The sequence below is a fragment of the Paenibacillus sp. FSL R10-2782 genome, assembly GCF_038592985.1.
Taxonomy (GTDB): Bacteria; Bacillota; Bacilli; order Paenibacillales; family Paenibacillaceae; genus Paenibacillus; species Paenibacillus terrae_C.
Genome location: NZ_CP151951.1, coordinates 5,588,501 through 5,603,820 on the forward strand (window position 1 = coordinate 5,588,501; position 15,320 = coordinate 5,603,820).

Genomic DNA, 15,320 nt, shown 5'->3' on the forward strand with positions numbered 1-15,320 from the left:
AATAAATTCAGGAGTGTGTAACATGAAAGTAAAAATAATGCTTGGCGAGTTAATTAAGAGTAAGGGTATCTCTCTAAACCAGCTATCCTATAAAACAGGTGTCCGCAGAGCAGCACTTTCTGAACTGGCAAACGATAAGAGAGAAAATATTAATTTCAAGCATATTGAACAAGTTGCAAAAGCATTAGACATTTCAGATATCCGCGAAATAATAACTCTTATAGATGAAGAACAGAGCACACGTTATAATTAGGAAATAAAAAACTATGTTATGCCGAGTTCTTGAAATATGCAGTCCCTCCCCCCGTGATCCATACATAAACACTTCTTTTAATTACGTTTTGCGTAATTGTCAACGTTTATTACGTTTCTCGTATCCTCTATATATTTAGTTATGTGAAATAAGAAAGGAGGAAAGACATTGAGTCAACGATTGCTCGTCTGTGATTTAAAGAACCTCTTACGCGAAAAGGGTTGGGAACAAAAGAAATTAGCCGAGCTAACTGGTATTAGAGAAGCTACCATTTCAGAAATGGTCAGAAATAAAAACAAGATGTTCCCCCGACAGGCATTGGAAAAAATCATTAATGTTTTAGATATAGATGATATAGGAAAATTATTACGAGTTGAATATGTAGATGCTGATAAGTAAATGAATATCGGTATCGCGTCTAATTTTATTTGTGTGGTCCAAAAAGCTTATAAATAAAAGGCGTAAGCTCTCGAAAATAATTCATTCGAGAACTTACGCCTTTGTAATATAAATATAAAAAACCCCGCCAAATATGACGAGGTTTATCCGTAGAGAATAAGTTGAGGGAGAGTGCCACTTCTCCATCTCTTTAAAGACCACTAGGGCGTGTCGGCTGGCTGTTCCGACCTCAGCAACAAATTCTCTCCTAATACTTACCCAAATTATACACAAAATATTCCACATTGTCAAACCTTTTTTACGGTATTAGCCTGAAGATAGGCGTTAAATGTATCTTGTGAGATTGGATAAGCTGACCGAAAAGCCCAGTTTTGATTATGACTTATACGGACTGCTACTAACATAAGATCATCAATTCGTTTGATAAATTGAATACTATTCCCTTTGGGGTGAAGACCTACGTACTCAGGTGTTTTAATTACCGAGGGAATTGCCTTTAAATGTTTTATGAAAGCTTCCTCCGAAGGAAAATCAGATTGATGTTTCTCTAGATATTTAATTCTGCCCTTCCAAAGGACAATATCTTTTTCTTCATAAGGTAATTCGAGTAAGTCAATTATTTCCTGTGTTAACTTGCCTATAACCATGTTCTCTTGTGTCATATGTAAATCTAGCTCGTATATCAAGTTCACGTCCTCCCTTTCCCTATACTTCGACAAAAAGAGGGCAACCTCCTCCCAAATTTTCCATATCATGATACGATAACTGGTCTGTATGCATTCTCTATAAATCAAAAAATCTCCTACGCCATAGACGTAAGAGATCGGTTTATTTATTGAATGAAGTTAGTGGCGGAAAGAGTGGGAGTCGAACCCACGCACGCCTTGCGACGCCTAACTGATTTCGAGTCAGCCCCCTTAGACCTCTTGGGTACCTTTCCGCAGCAAGGATTATTATATCATCATTTTGCCCATGATGCAAGTTCATCGTTGCCCAAAATCACTCAGCTCCCCCGGCTCAATTCGTTTCCGAATGCTGCCCGTCAGCGTTGGCTTTTGAACGCAGCACCTTCTTCATATTCTTTTCGAACTTGGCACGCGGAATCAGCACACTGTGCTGGCAACCGACACATTTGATCCGAATATCCATCCCCATACGGATAATTTCCATTTCATTCGTTCCGCAGGGATGGGGCTTCTTCATCTGCACAATGTCCCCCAGTTCAAACGACTTACGCTCCACCCTTCTCTCCCCCTTTTCTTTCTTGCTCGTCTTCCTTCTCAAGGGTTACCGCCGTCTCTAGCGCGCTCTGACGATGTTCCTCATCCTCTAGTGCCTTCTTGATGTTATTCTGAATATCACGTTCTACCGCAGCCCCTGTGTTCGGCATGCACTCCGCCACAACACGCACAATATACTCTGATGTCGTCATGGACTGAACCCCCAGAACATCCGGTATATTCAGCACCTGCACATTGGACTCCTCAATTCCATGGATCGCTTGTTTTACCAAGCCAACAGCTTCCTCCAGAGTACGCTCCGCCTTCATGGGTACATCCACCACCGCCAACGAGTTGGACATGGAAAAGTTCGTAACCGTTGTAATGGAGCCGTTAGGTAAAATGTAAACCTCCCCTTTCCAGCTCACCAGCCTGGTTGTACGCAGCCCGATCACTTCTACTGTACCTTTGAAGGTTCCTGTCTGAATAACATCTCCTACGGCAAACTGATCCTCGAAAATGATAAAGAACCCGGTAATCACATCCTTGACCAAGCTCTGCGCCCCAAAACCAACGGCCAATCCAAGCACTCCAGCTCCGGCAATCAGAGGCCCGAGATTAATGCCCATTTGAGACAATACCAGCATAATCAGAATGAAATTGAATACGATATTAGTTACATTTTTCAGCAGTTCTCCAACGGTTGTTAGCCGCCTGGTATTCAAGCGAAATCTTCCATTCTCTCCCTTTTGCTGCATCGACTTATCTATAATCTTATTAATAACCCGAATAAAAATACGTGTGATGATGAAAATAATAGCGATCTTCAAAACCACAAACAACAAGGTCGACCACATTGAACTATCAGTAAGCCATTCCCATATAACATCCTTCCAATGCATCGCATCCTTCACAACAGCAGCCGTCCCTGTATTGTTCTCCAACCAACGCATTAAGGTCATTCAGTTGCTCCTCCTTACACAAGGGACCTAATCCTCTGGCTTCCCACATTCTATTTTCTACTACATAAGCCCATCTATAGGCTTCATTCATTTTGCTATGAATAATCTACTTCGCCGAGTATAAAACCCCACACTTATCCATATACTAGCTACTATCTTGAGAATAAATGTTACCCGCAGGCTAATTATTATTCTCTAAGTCAGTTATACTGCTGGTTTTCATTTCTGATCAATGCTATGCCAACAGCTAGCGGTGTATATAAAGCGGGCGCAACCTGCACACTCCATTACAGAGCGAAAGGAAGATTCCATGACTCATCCATCTGACTTCATTCCGGGGCAAGAACCCCTTAGCTTAAAAATATCACACACCGACCCCGGGATCCAATCAGCCATCATCCATCGTTTGCTGTTCCATTTGCACCAGGCGCCTAGTCTGCAAAATATAGTCATTATTTGCATCGGCACCGACCGTTCTACTGGAGACTGTCTCGGCCCGCTCGTAGGTACCCAGTTGTCACGTTATAAAAGCCCGCTCTTTCACCTTTACGGAACCCTGGAGGAGCCTGTACATGCTATGAATCTGCAAACAACACTGGACGGCATACACACCCGGTACGACCAGCCCTATATCATCGGCATAGACGCATGTCTTGGACAAACCTCCAGCGTCGGATGCATCCAGGTTGCGGACGGGCCTTTGAAGCCTGGAGCGGGGGTAAATAAAGAATTACCGCCGGTCGGCGATATCCATTTGACAGGAATCGTTAACGTCGGCGGCTTTATGGAATACTTTGTATTGCAAAATACAAGACTAAATCTGGTAATGAAATTATCAGATATCATTGCTGGCAGCTTATACTCCGCGATTAAGGAGTGGCATTACCGTTCCGTCCTGCTTGCTGCGCAAGAGTAACAGCTTCTTTCTCTTCAGGGGATAAGGAATAAGATGATTGCCCCGCTTCCAGGGGCTTGGCATACACATAAGAGCCATCCCGGTTATAAATACCGGTTAATACGATACCATCCTGATTGTCATCTACAATAGCCATGGAGAAGCTTAGATCGCTCCCTCGCTCGCCAAAGGCATTATAGCGTTTGATACCTATATGTCCCTTCAGGCCAGCCAGTTTACTGTGTAGAGATTTCATATTTGCACGATGTGCTTCCTGCTCATCCTCAATCGTATCCATTTGCACCTTCAAATCAATCAGCAGCGTTTCCAAATTCTCGACACCGCTGCCTGCCATCATGGTTTCATACTTTCGCCGCATCTTCTTCAACTTTGCGCCCTGCACAATGATAACAATCAACAGGATGAGCAAAATGAGCACAATCCCTGCAACGATTCCGGCAAGCTGTTCCATGATTAGTCCGTTCAATTCAGCCATATGCTTGCTTCTACTCCTCTACCTCAAAAATCATGTCACTGCATACCTCTTATTTTATACCTTTGAGAACAGCGAAACAAATCACAGAAGGCTATTAGTTTATCCATCTAGACCATTCTGATTCCTTCATTTTCAGACAAAGCAAAGACATATCTCACTTCCCATTTTGATCAAGGAGACATGTCCTATTTCGTATAGACTACTGTAATAATTCCAGTAATCTTTCCAAATCCTGCTGGCTGTAATAATTCAATTCGATTTTACCTTTATCCTTGTTATGCTTGATTTTCACAGTCGTTTTAAAACGTTCACGCAAGGACTCTTCCATATGATCAATAAAAGGGTCCTTTTTTCTCACTTTGGGCTTGGCCTTCGCTTCACCAAGCTTATGATCCAACTGTTGTACAGCTTCTTCCAGTTCCCGAACACTCCATTGTTGCTCAATACATTGTGTTGCCAGTTGCTTCACCATATCTGGATCTTTAAGCCCAACAATCGCTCTGGCATGTCCCATAGATAATGTTCCACGTGAAACATGATCCTTAACTTCCTCCGGCAATGCAAGCAAACGAAGAAAATTCGCAATATGAGAGCGCGATTTGCCCACTTTCAAGGACAATTCCTCTTGAGTTAATGAGAACTGATCCATTAATCCCTGATAAGCTACTGCTATTTCCATAGCGTTCAGATTTTCACGCTGCAAATTCTCAATCAGGGCAATTTCCATTACCTGCTGATCAGTAAAATTGCGAACAACCACAGGTATCGTCGAATTCCCACAATATTGGGAAGCCCGAAATCTTCTTTCACCTGCAATAATTTCATAGCCTCTTAATACACTACGTGCAATAATAGGTTGGATAACACCGTGCTGACGAATAGATTCTGCTAGTTCTTTAATTGATTCCTCATCAAACGTTTTTCGAGGCTGGTACGGATTTGCACGCAACTGGCTAAGCGGAATGTCAACAACCTTGTCCTCATCATTGACCGTAAGGGAGGGAATGAGTGCATCCAGTCCTTTTCCCAACCGTTTACTCATAAGATGCCACTTCCTTTGCCAACTCAATGTATACCTCTGCCCCACGGGAGCGGGGATCATACGTAATAATGGACTGGCCATGTGATGGTGCTTCACTGAGTCTCACATTGCGTGGGATAATCGTTTGATAAACCTTGCTTTGAAAATACTTTTTCACTTCTTCAATCACCTGAATACCCAAATTGGTGCGGGCGTCAAACATCGTCAATAGCACGCCTTCGATTTGCAGCGAGGTATTTAAGTGTTTTTGTACCAATCGTACAGTATTCAGTAGCTGACTTAAACCTTCCAATGCGTAATATTCACATTGAATGGGAATAATGACCGAGTCAGAAGCTGTTAAAGAATTAAGTGTCAAAATCCCCAGCGATGGAGGGCAATCAATCAATATATAATCATACTTATGCTTGACGAGCTGGAGCGATCTTTTTAATCTTAGTTCACGAGAAATGGTTGGTACCAGCTCGATTTCCGCTCCTGCCAGCTGAATGGTGGCTGGAATAATATCCAATCCCTCAATCTGTGTACTGACAATCGCTTCGCTAGGATCAACCTCATTAATAAGTACATCATAAATGCAATTGGCCACATCCGCCTTATTGATACCCACACCGCTGGTTGTATTACCTTGGGGGTCGATATCCACGAGCAATACCCTTTTGCCGAGGGAAGCAAGTCCGGCGCCCAAATTCACGGAAGTAGTTGTTTTGCCCACTCCGCCCTTTTGATTGGCTACGGCTATTATTTTCGACACTTCATTCACCTCATAATTTAATCGGAATCCTGCTATATTCCTTTATTGCAAAATCCTTTAGTAAGACGATTCTCCATCATTAGCTTACGGATAACGGCAATTTTTAGAATAGAATACGAGTATGCTGCGGCTTTAATTGGCGTTAGACAGAAAAAGCGGCAATTGCTGCCGCCTGTACGCTTCATCCCTTACTTACGTTTGGGAATTTGAATGACAATCTCATAGTGATCCTCATGATCGGATTCCTTGGTCTTGATATCCAAGCCTGAGCCAGACACCATATCAATGGATTGACGAATCGTATTCAGCGCAAGCCGGACATCCTTGGTAAAGGAAATCCGCTTGGATTTCTTCATCGTGGACACTTGTTTATAAAAGGCGACTCTCGCCTCTGTCTGCTTCACATTGAGTTCCTTGGCGATGACTTCATCCAGAACCTTATACTGTAGCTCCTCAGTCTCTAATGACAATAACGCACGGGCATGACGCTCGGACACTTTCCGTTCCATTAGAGCATTTTTCACTCTCTCTGGGAGGTGAAGCAGCCGTATCTTATTAGCAATAGTGGATTGGCTTTTGCCAAGTCGCTGAGCCAGACTTTCCTGGGTGAGCTGATGTAGATCAATCAGCTTCTGATAAGCTACAGCCTCTTCAATCGCTGTTAGCCCTTCCCGTTGAAGATTCTCAATCAACGCGATAGAAGCAGCTTGTGAATCATTAAACTCACGAACAATGGCTGGAATGGTATCCATCCCCAGCTTGGTGACAGCTCTCCATCGACGTTCCCCTGCTATAATTTCGTATTGTCCATTACGGAAACGAACGACAATCGGCTGAATTACACCATGCGTCTTAATGGTCTGGCATAGCTCATCAATCTTCTCGTCGTCAAATATGGTGCGGGGCTGATAAGGACTGCTGACAATATCCCGAACTGGAATTTGCTTTATTTCGTCCCCAGTGGATCGCTCCGTCAAACCAAATAGCTTGGAAAATTGTTCTTTCATTCCGTATAATACCACCTAATTTCATAATAGCACCATACTAACAGCGCTTCGTGAAAAACAGTTCCTTACGCGGATCGTAGCCCCTTTTATATGAGACAGCGTCGTAATCGGGTACACTCCACGTATTCTCCCTGGCATTGTTGTCCCGCTTCCCCTTATGTATATCGGAATCGAACGGTACGGGAAGCAGCCAACTTACATCAAAAACGATTATCTCTATTCTATCACTTTTCCAGCCATAATCCTATCGTCTCTACCAGCTTTTCGGAAGGATCAGATAATAAATTGCACACCCAATCAGATGCCTATTTATCCATGCTTCTCTACGCCGTAAATAAAGACCTTCTGCATCTGTACGTTGTTTATGTTAAGAGCATTGCAAGCCATAAAAAAAGTGAATGTTTCACGTGAAACATTCACTTTCTTTCAATTGGTTACACTAACGGTGTTTTTAAAGGCGTACCCGGCTTACGCGGATATTTCCGTGGTGTAGCTGCCCTTTTTTCAATAATAATCATATGTCTAGCTGCATCCTCCACAGGTAACTGAAAAGCCTGAATATGCTTAATCTTCCCTTTAAGCTCTTTCAAGCTATAGGAAGCTTCCTTGATTTCTTCCGTTGGGTCACTGCCTTTCATCGCAGCAAAGTGACCCCCTTCACGGACAAAAGGCAAACAAAATTCATTCAGCACCGCAAGACGGGCAACGGCTCTGGCTGTGACCAGATCATAGTTGTCCCGGTATCCCGTTTTACGACCCAATTCCTCTGCCCTGCTATGGATCAGCTCCACGTCTTCCAAGCCTAGCTGCTCCACCACATGCGCCAGAAATTGTATACGTTTGTTCAATGAATCCACAATAGTCAACTGAATCTGCGGAAAGCATATTTTCAAAGGAATCCCCGGGAACCCTGCCCCCGATCCGATATCCGCCAAGCTTTTCACATCATTTAACGGAACATAAAAGGCCAGTGAAAGAGAATCGTAAAAATGCTTGGTGTACACCGCATCACGCTCTGTAATGCCTGTCAGGTTCATCTTTTCATTCCACTCAACCAGCACACGGTAATACGTTTCGAACTGCTCTAGCTGACTGTCATTAATCACAATGCTATGCTCTGCCAGTCGCTGCTTAAATTGCTGTTGTATCGCGTCCATTATGATCCCCTTGCTGCCGTTACGCGGTTATAATGCTCCAGATAAACGAGCAAGATGGAAATGTCCGCAGGAGTCACACCCGAAATACGAGATGCCTGACCAATGGACATCGGACGAATTTTGGCAAGCTTCTGCTTGGCTTCAATCGCCAAACCCTGAATCTCATCGTATATGATATCCTCTGGAAGCTTTTTCTTCTCCATTTTTTGCAGACGTTCTACATGCATCAGTTGTTTCTCGATGTAGCCCGCATACTTAATCTGGATTTCCACCTGCTCCTGTTCCTCCTCAGTCAGAGCTACAGGTGAAGGTGAAATTTGTGCCACTTGTGCATAGCTAATCTCTGGTCGACGCAGCACGGTTAACAAATTACTGCCGTCCTGTATCGGTGCAGATCCACCTTGCTCCAGCATCTCATTGACATCAACCGGACGCACTTTTGCCAGACGCAAACGCTCAATCTCTTGCTCTACCTTTTGTTTCTTATCCAAAAAGCGCTCGTACCGTTCATTCGTAATCAGGCCGATATCATGTCCGATCGGAGTCAAACGCAAATCTGCATTATCATGACGCAGCAACAGACGGTATTCTGCACGGGAGGTTAGCAAACGGTAAGGCTCATTCGTCCCCTTGGTCACCAGATCGTCGATCAGAACCCCGATATAGCCTTGTGAGCGGTCCAACACGACAGGTTCTTTGCCCTGCACCTTACGAGCCGCGTTAATGCCTGCCATAACCCCTTGGCCCGCAGCTTCTTCATAACCGGAAGTGCCGTTAATTTGACCCGCCGTGAACAGGCCAGGTACTCTTTTTGTTTCCAACGTAGGCCACAATTGTGTAGGCACCATGGCATCATACTCAATCGCATAGCCGTTACGCATCATTTCTACCTTTTCCATCCCCGGAATTGAGCGCAGCACAGCTAATTGCACATCCTCAGGCAAGCTGGTCGACAAGCCTTGAACATAGTATTCAGATGTGTTTTTACCCTCAGGCTCCAAAAAGATCTGGTGCTTCGGCTTATCACTAAAACGTACCACTTTATCTTCAATAGATGGACAATAACGCGGTCCTGTTCCTTCAATCAGACCGGAGAACATCGGTGCACGATGCAAATTATCATTAATAATCTGATGAGTTTCCACTGAAGTATAGGTCAGCCAGCAAGGAAGTTGCTCATTATCCGAAGACTTCGTTTCATACGAGAAAAACTTCGGTTGATCGTCCCCCGGCTGAATTTCGGTTTTGCTAAAATCAATCGTGTCCTTATGCACGCGCGGCGGTGTACCCGTTTTGAAGCGGACCAAATCAAAGCCCAGCTCGCGCAAATGCTCAGACAGTCTCAACGAAGGCTGTTGATTGTTCGGGCCACTCTCATACATCAGCTCACCCATAATGATTTTACCACGTAAATAAGTGCCTGTAGTCAATACAACCGCTTTGCTTCGGTACTCCGTACCAGTCTTCGTGATGACGCCCACGCAATGACCGTCTTCAATAATCAGCTCTTCCACCATTCCCTGGCGCAAGGTCAGATTTGGTTCCTTTTCCATCGTTTCCTTCATCGTATGCTGATAAGAGAACTTGTCAGCCTGCGCGCGCAATGCGTGGACCGCAGGCCCCTTACCTGTGTTCAGCATCCGCATTTGGATAAACGTCTTGTCGATGTTCCGGCCCATTTCGCCGCCCAGAGCATCAATTTCACGCACCACATGCCCCTTGGCAGGACCACCAATAGACGGGTTGCAGGGCATGAACGCAACCATATCCAGGTTAATCGTAATCATCAACGTACGACAGCCCATCCGGGCTGCTGCCAAGGCGGATTCCACACCCGCATGGCCCGCGCCCACGACAATTACGTCATAGTCGCCTCCTTGATATCCCATACCTCTCTTACCTCCTTATGCACTTCGGTCTTTGCGTACCAAATATGCTCTTGTATATCTATAACGATAGTAGGGCTTAACACAGCCATACTCGAATGTCCTATTTGCCCAGACAGAATTGTGAAAATATTTGATCGATTAACGCATCATGCGCCGTATCGCCCACAATCTCGCCCAAATGCTCCCACGCCAGCCGTACATCAATCTGAATCATGTCAATCGGAACGAACTGATCAGCGGCCTCATAGGCATCTACCAACGATTGGCGAGCCTTCTTTAACAAGGCAATATGCCGTACATTGCTGACATATGTCATGTCGGCTGATTCCAGCTTACCACTAAAGAACAACTGCGATATGGCCTGCTCCAGCCGATCTGCTCCCTCATTTTCCTTTACAGACATTGGTACGATAAGCTCTTCTGGAACATACCGCAGCAGCAAATCCCGGTCTACTTGGGCCGGTAAGTCCATTTTATTCATAATGACAATCGCTTGTCTACCGCGGATTTGTTCCATTAATGCCATTTCATCCTCATGCAGCGGTTCGTTGGCGTTAATTACGATGAGCAGCAGATCCGCTTCACTGACCGCTGTTCTCGAACGCTCTACCCCGATCCGTTCCACTACATCCATCGTTTCCCGAATGCCAGCCGTATCCAGCAGCTTCAAAGGAATGCTGTTAATCGTCACATATTCCTCAATAACGTCACGGGTCGTGCCCGGAATATCGGTCACAATCGCCCGTTCGCCCTGAGCCAGTGTATTCAGCAGCGAGGATTTCCCCACATTCGGTCTTCCAACAATTGCTGTGTTCAGGCCCTCACGTAAAATTTTCCCTTGCTCCGCTGTATGCAGCAGCCGATCAATTTCGGCCATGACCTGACTACTCTTATCCTTGATCAACTCAGACGTAAAAGATTCCACATCATGCTCAGGATAATCAATGTTCACTTCAATATGAGCCAGTGTCTCTACCAGAACATGCCGCAAACGGCGGATATTTTGTGACAGTTGTCCATCTACTTGCTTCAAAGCGACTGAAAAAGCTTTATCCGACTTCGAGCGAATCAGGTCAATGACTCCCTCCGCCTGACTCAGATCAATACGACCGTTCAGAAAAGCACGCTTCGTGAATTCGCCCGGCTCGGCCAAACGTATATTTTGCAGCAGTAGTAAATCCATCACCCGTTTAACGGCTACAACCCCGCCATGGGTACTGATTTCTACGACATCTTCTGTTGTAAAAGAGCGGGGCGCTCGCATAACCGTAACTAGAACTTCCTCCACCTTTTCATGGCTTTGAGGATCTATAATATGTCCATAGTGTACCGTGTGAGATGGAGCCTTGCTTAGAGGCGTCTTGCTCAGGAACAAAGCTTCCACCTCTGTAACGGCTTCCGGGCCGCTGACCCGTACAACCGCAATGCCCCCTTCGCCGACTGCCGTTGCAATGGCAGCTATGGTTTCGCTCAGCATATGGTTTCTACCTCCTGTCTAGTAGAAACGGATTGCCGTCCTTCATCAAGGACGGCAACCGTTTCAGCAAGAAATATAAGAACAAATGAGTGAAACTTATAAAGTCTTATATTTCAAAATTTTGCAAAATCCTCATTTGAAAAAAAGCAATGGCTTCTGCACCTTGCAGAGAGCCATTGCGTCGGATTATTTTTTGGCAATGACGACGCGCCGATTTGGCTCGTCCCCCTTACTGTATGTTCTAACCTGCGCATGCTGTTGAAGCTTGGCGTGAATCAGCTTCCGCTCCTGTGACGGCATTGGCTCCAGCACTACTTCCTTGCCGTAACGAATAGCTTGGTTGGCCAGTCGATCCGCCAAATCCTCCAGCGTTTTTTGCCGACGTGCGCGAAATTGCTCGGCATCCAGCACAATTCGGATGAATTTGTCAGAATGACGATTGGCAACGATATTCGTTAGGTACTGCAATGCATCCAGCGTCTGTCCCCGGCGGCCGATCAGCATGCCGAGCGACGGACCGGATATATCCAGTATGCTTTCATCCTTGCGGTGACGAACATCCACTTCAACATCCAGTCCCATTCCCGCTGCTGTTTCATGGATAAAACGTACAGCTTCTTCATAGGGGTCTGCATGGCCTATGGAGGCTTCCTTGCTCGTGCGTACTTCCTGCTGCGTAACAGGTTCAGCTTCTGGAACAACAGCCTGTCCCATGGTAGACACCTGAGCCGATACATGATGTTCAGCCGTGTGTGTGGTTTCGGGAGACGGATCAGATAGCAGCGTAAGCTCTACCTTCGCCTTCTTGACCCCGAGCCACCCCAGGAATCCTTTTGACGGCTGTTCCAACACGTTTACGGTTACCCGCTCACGGCTTACTCCCAGCTGGGAGAGTCCTTGTTTTACAGCATCTTCAACGGTTTTTCCTGAAGTCACGACTTTGGTCATCTCGACTTTTTAGCCCCCTTCGAGTTTCTGCCACCTTTTTTCTTGTTATTGCTATTGGAGGAACCTGTTTTCGTAAGACTGGCTGTTTTCACATTTGCCAGCGCAACTTCTTTATCCTTATTCCGATAAAGGAAATAGTTTTGAATAATCGTGTAAATATTACTGTAGAACCAGTATAACGGCAAAGCAGATGGGAAGTTATACGACATGAACAGAATCAGAACCGGATAGACGTACAGCAAAAATTGCATCGGTCCTTGCTGCGGAGTCGGATTCATTTTCATCATCATCCAGGTTTGGACGAATGTTGTAATTGCCGCCAGAATTGGCAGGATAAAGAAGTGATCCGGTTTACCTAACTGGAGCCACAAGAAATCATGATCCCGCAATGCCGAATTATAGTAAATGGCATTATAAAGCGCGATGAAAATCGGCATCTGAACGATCAAAGGAAGACAGCCCGCCATCGGGTTAACCTTGTTTTCCTGGAACAGCCTCATCGTCTCTTGCTGGACCTTCTCAGGCGTATCCTTGTATTTCGCTTGAATTTCTTTTAATTGCGGCTGAATGGCCTGCATTGCTTTAGAACTGCGTACTTGCTTGAGTGTAAGCGGCAAAATAATGGTACGCACGATAATCACCAGTATCAGTACGGCCAGGCCATACTCTCCAGAGAACCATTGGGCAAACGTATCCAGCGCATACGAAAACCAGTAAACGACATATCTTTGCCACCAAGATCCATTGGCCAAGTCTGCCGTCGTGTAAGAATTGTGGACTGTCGGAGCACATCCAGACAGCACAGCAACAAGTGCCAATAAGGCAATCAGGAGGAACCATTTCCCCCGTTGAGTCTTCAAACGCGACACTTCATAACCCCTTTCTTAACCAATCCATTCCAACGTAAATCATACCATATCCTGTAGGACAAAGATACTGACTATCGGCGTGAAGACTTGAGCAGCGAGGCTTTGCGCAGAACGTGCAGCACGCTTTTCTCCAGCTCCTGATACGACATTGTAACCGCTCCCTTGCGGACGATAAAAATCAGGTCAATTTGCTCCACCAATTCATGCTCATGATGGCGCACAATTTCCTTAACGATCCTGCGCATCCGGTTGCGGACAACTGCGTTGCCGATCTTCTTGCTGGCCGAAATTCCAACGCGGAACTGCTCTACCTCTCTGCGGCGGAACCAGTACACCACAAACTGATGGTTGGCAAAAGATTTGCCATGGCGGTATACTCGCCCAAAGTCCGCCCGGTTTCGTAGACGCAATTTTTTTTGCACGGCGCTTCTCCTTGCTCATCTCTTTTACACATGCCGGCATGCCAATCCTTACCCCTTATATAGTAAGAAGTATGGACAACATTCCCCCATGGTAATCTCGCTTATTTTACATCCATTTTCAAAAGCTTCATCTAATATAGAGCAGGTTGCGGTGCTCCTCCCTCTTTTTTCACTGCATTTCTACAGACACAGGGAAAGCGATCCGCCCCATAAATACCTCCATTATGAAAAAAAAGACCACCGTAGTGGTCTTTATGCACGCATTACGCACTCAATACTTTTCTGCCTTTTTGGCGACGAGCTGCCAAAACTTTACGGCCATTCTTTGTGCTCATTCTTTTACGGAAGCCGTGAACTTTTTTACGCTTGCTGACATTCGGTCTGAAAGTCGGTCTCATTGTACTGCACCTCCTTACAAGGAATACGTTTTATATGGAATATACCTAACATAGCAATCTCCACAAAAAACACCTTTGTACATTTAACCATAAATAGCGGCCAAAGTCAATGTACAGCTTCATCTTCTCCCCCTAAATCACACAATCCTCTCCCTCTTTTTCATGACCAAAGATTTCGCTCCTTCATCCAGTTCACTGATCCCACGCTCTTTTCCCCTTTTTGATCGTGGATTCGTGGATTTGCTTCGACTTTCCTTCTTCAATATCAGCTTGTCTACATTTTGTGGTCCTTCCACCACTCCTGTTCCTTACAGTTCGTTCTTCCTTCCTACTTCCTAATTTCTTTACACCGTCTTTTATTTTGAGATCGCATATTTCCAGGCATCATAACCATATCATTAAAAATATTGTCGGAAACGTTACCGGAAATTTTCAACAGGAAAAACGCCTCCTGTGACCAAAAGGCAACAGCTGTTATGCACAGCTCCACAAAAAAAGCTGAATTGTGATTTAAATGGTCATAACCTGTGCATAACATTTTGAGACGAAAAAGAGTTATTGTCGAAAACTGAACAAATTATAAACAATATCTTGTGTTGTGAATAAAAATTGTACACAACAGATTGAATTTGTGGATAAATAACCACGAGTCATTGAAATACAAGGCTTCTTTTGCTATGATGATATTACTTTTGAATGTGAATATGTTGTTTTACCCTCCATATTATCAACACCCTGTGGATAAAGTTGTGAACAAGTTCAATTTATCCATCTTTTTATTTTTGTGCGGATTCGGGATTCTGGGGATATATTCTACATTTATCATTTGATTTCGACATATTGCAGTCCCGTTTTGGCCTGCGGGATCAAGAGAACGGATCGTGCCGCACATTCCCTCCTGAGAAATATCGCCTTTCTTCTGCCGATCAGCAGCGGATTTTTCCATTAGCTATTTTTCAGGACCATTTTGTGCTGCGTTCTCTCATCACACTGCCGCATGATTTAGGCGGCGGTATGTCTTTTTATGGCCTTCAACAACATTTTTGGGATTTTAGGCGTTTTGCCGAAGCGCTGGGAGCAGCTCTTTGCAGCTTAAACGGCAAAATGTCAGGATTTAAAAGGAGTGACGTCT

General features: G+C 44.9%; 17 protein-coding genes and 1 tRNA gene. 3 read left to right on the forward strand and 15 right to left on the reverse strand.

Going from position 1 to position 15,320, the window contains the following annotated elements; genetic code table 11:
- The first annotated feature begins 22 nt into the window (after window positions 1-22).
- Together NST83_RS25465 and NST83_RS25470 are read left to right on the forward strand one after the other, a co-directional pair.
- Complete coding sequence (locus tag NST83_RS25465) at window positions 23-253, forward strand: helix-turn-helix transcriptional regulator (RefSeq protein WP_342416131.1); 231 nt, start codon at window positions 23-25, stop codon at window positions 251-253.
- 168 nt (window positions 254-421) lie between these two features.
- Window positions 422-652 (forward strand): helix-turn-helix transcriptional regulator, encoded by a 231-nt coding sequence (locus NST83_RS25470; protein WP_134911772.1) that lies wholly within the window; start codon window positions 422-424, stop codon window positions 650-652.
- A gap of 287 nt (window positions 653-939) precedes the next feature.
- Here the strand turns inward: NST83_RS25470 and NST83_RS25475 are convergent, their stop codons facing one another.
- From NST83_RS25475 to NST83_RS25490, 4 genes are all read right to left on the reverse strand, one after another.
- On the reverse strand, window positions 940-1,338 hold the full coding sequence (locus tag NST83_RS25475; RefSeq protein WP_342416132.1) for a PBECR2 nuclease fold domain-containing protein: 399 nt from the start codon (window positions 1,336-1,338) through the stop codon (window positions 940-942).
- Between the two features lie 163 nt (window positions 1,339-1,501).
- Window positions 1,502-1,592 (reverse strand) — tRNA-Ser (locus NST83_RS25480).
- Between the two features lie 77 nt (window positions 1,593-1,669).
- Entirely contained in the window at window positions 1,670-1,894 is a 225-nt protein-coding gene (locus NST83_RS25485; protein ID WP_137060969.1) for a DUF951 domain-containing protein, read from the reverse strand.
- Complete coding sequence (locus NST83_RS25490; RefSeq protein ID WP_342416133.1) at window positions 1,884-2,834, reverse strand: mechanosensitive ion channel family protein; 951 nt, start codon at window positions 2,832-2,834, stop codon at window positions 1,884-1,886. Before NST83_RS25490 ends, NST83_RS25485 begins: the two co-directional genes overlap by 11 nt.
- A 310-nt stretch (window positions 2,835-3,144) precedes the next feature.
- Here NST83_RS25490 and yyaC point away from each other — a divergent pair, with 310 nt between their 5' ends.
- Complete coding sequence (gene yyaC / locus NST83_RS25495; protein ID WP_044648684.1) at window positions 3,145-3,750, forward strand: spore protease YyaC; 606 nt, start codon at window positions 3,145-3,147, stop codon at window positions 3,748-3,750.
- Here the strand turns inward: yyaC and NST83_RS25500 are convergent.
- The 11 genes from NST83_RS25500 to rpmH form a co-directional block, all read right to left on the reverse strand.
- Window positions 3,704-4,225 carry a DUF4446 family protein gene (locus tag NST83_RS25500; protein ID WP_342416134.1) on the reverse strand — a complete coding sequence of 174 codons (522 nt, stop codon included), beginning with the start codon at window positions 4,223-4,225 and terminating at the stop codon, window positions 3,704-3,706. The genes yyaC and NST83_RS25500 overlap by 47 nt on opposite strands.
- A gap of 199 nt (window positions 4,226-4,424) precedes the next feature.
- Entirely contained in the window at window positions 4,425-5,267 is an 843-nt protein-coding gene (locus NST83_RS25505; RefSeq protein WP_137060973.1) for a ParB/RepB/Spo0J family partition protein, read from the reverse strand.
- Window positions 5,260-6,021 carry an AAA family ATPase gene (locus NST83_RS25510; protein WP_025683689.1) on the reverse strand — a complete coding sequence of 254 codons (762 nt, stop codon included), beginning with the start codon at window positions 6,019-6,021 and terminating at the stop codon, window positions 5,260-5,262. Before NST83_RS25510 ends, NST83_RS25505 begins: the two co-directional genes overlap by 8 nt.
- A 188-nt stretch (window positions 6,022-6,209) precedes the next feature.
- A complete protein-coding gene (gene noc, locus NST83_RS25515; protein WP_137060974.1) occupies window positions 6,210-7,028 on the reverse strand; it encodes a nucleoid occlusion protein in 819 nt (272 codons plus the stop codon).
- Between the two features lie 434 nt (window positions 7,029-7,462).
- Window positions 7,463-8,185 (reverse strand): 16S rRNA (guanine(527)-N(7))-methyltransferase RsmG, encoded by a 723-nt coding sequence (gene rsmG / locus NST83_RS25520; RefSeq protein WP_342416135.1) that lies wholly within the window; start codon window positions 8,183-8,185, stop codon window positions 7,463-7,465.
- Entirely contained in the window at window positions 8,185-10,074 is a 1,890-nt protein-coding gene (gene mnmG / locus NST83_RS25525) for a tRNA uridine-5-carboxymethylaminomethyl(34) synthesis enzyme MnmG (protein WP_342416136.1), read from the reverse strand. Before mnmG ends, rsmG begins: the two co-directional genes overlap by 1 nt.
- Window positions 10,075-10,174: 100 nt before the next feature.
- On the reverse strand, window positions 10,175-11,551 hold the full coding sequence (mnmE, locus tag NST83_RS25530; RefSeq protein WP_342416137.1) for a tRNA uridine-5-carboxymethylaminomethyl(34) synthesis GTPase MnmE: 1,377 nt from the start codon (window positions 11,549-11,551) through the stop codon (window positions 10,175-10,177).
- Between the two features lie 186 nt (window positions 11,552-11,737).
- Window positions 11,738-12,499, reverse strand: a complete 762-nt coding sequence (gene jag, locus NST83_RS25535; RefSeq protein WP_137060978.1) for an RNA-binding cell elongation regulator Jag/EloR — start codon at window positions 12,497-12,499, stop codon at window positions 11,738-11,740.
- On the reverse strand, window positions 12,496-13,368 hold the full coding sequence (locus tag NST83_RS25540) for a YidC/Oxa1 family membrane protein insertase (protein WP_137060979.1): 873 nt from the start codon (window positions 13,366-13,368) through the stop codon (window positions 12,496-12,498). The genes jag and NST83_RS25540 overlap by 4 nt, the downstream gene beginning before the upstream one ends.
- Window positions 13,369-13,439: 71 nt before the next feature.
- Window positions 13,440-13,790 (reverse strand): ribonuclease P protein component, encoded by a 351-nt coding sequence (gene rnpA, locus NST83_RS25545; protein ID WP_013312817.1) that lies wholly within the window; start codon window positions 13,788-13,790, stop codon window positions 13,440-13,442.
- 263 nt (window positions 13,791-14,053) lie between these two features.
- Window positions 14,054-14,188 (reverse strand): 50S ribosomal protein L34, encoded by a 135-nt coding sequence (gene rpmH, locus NST83_RS25550; protein WP_007433250.1) that lies wholly within the window; start codon window positions 14,186-14,188, stop codon window positions 14,054-14,056.
- Between the last annotated feature and the right edge of the window lie 1,132 nt (window positions 14,189-15,320).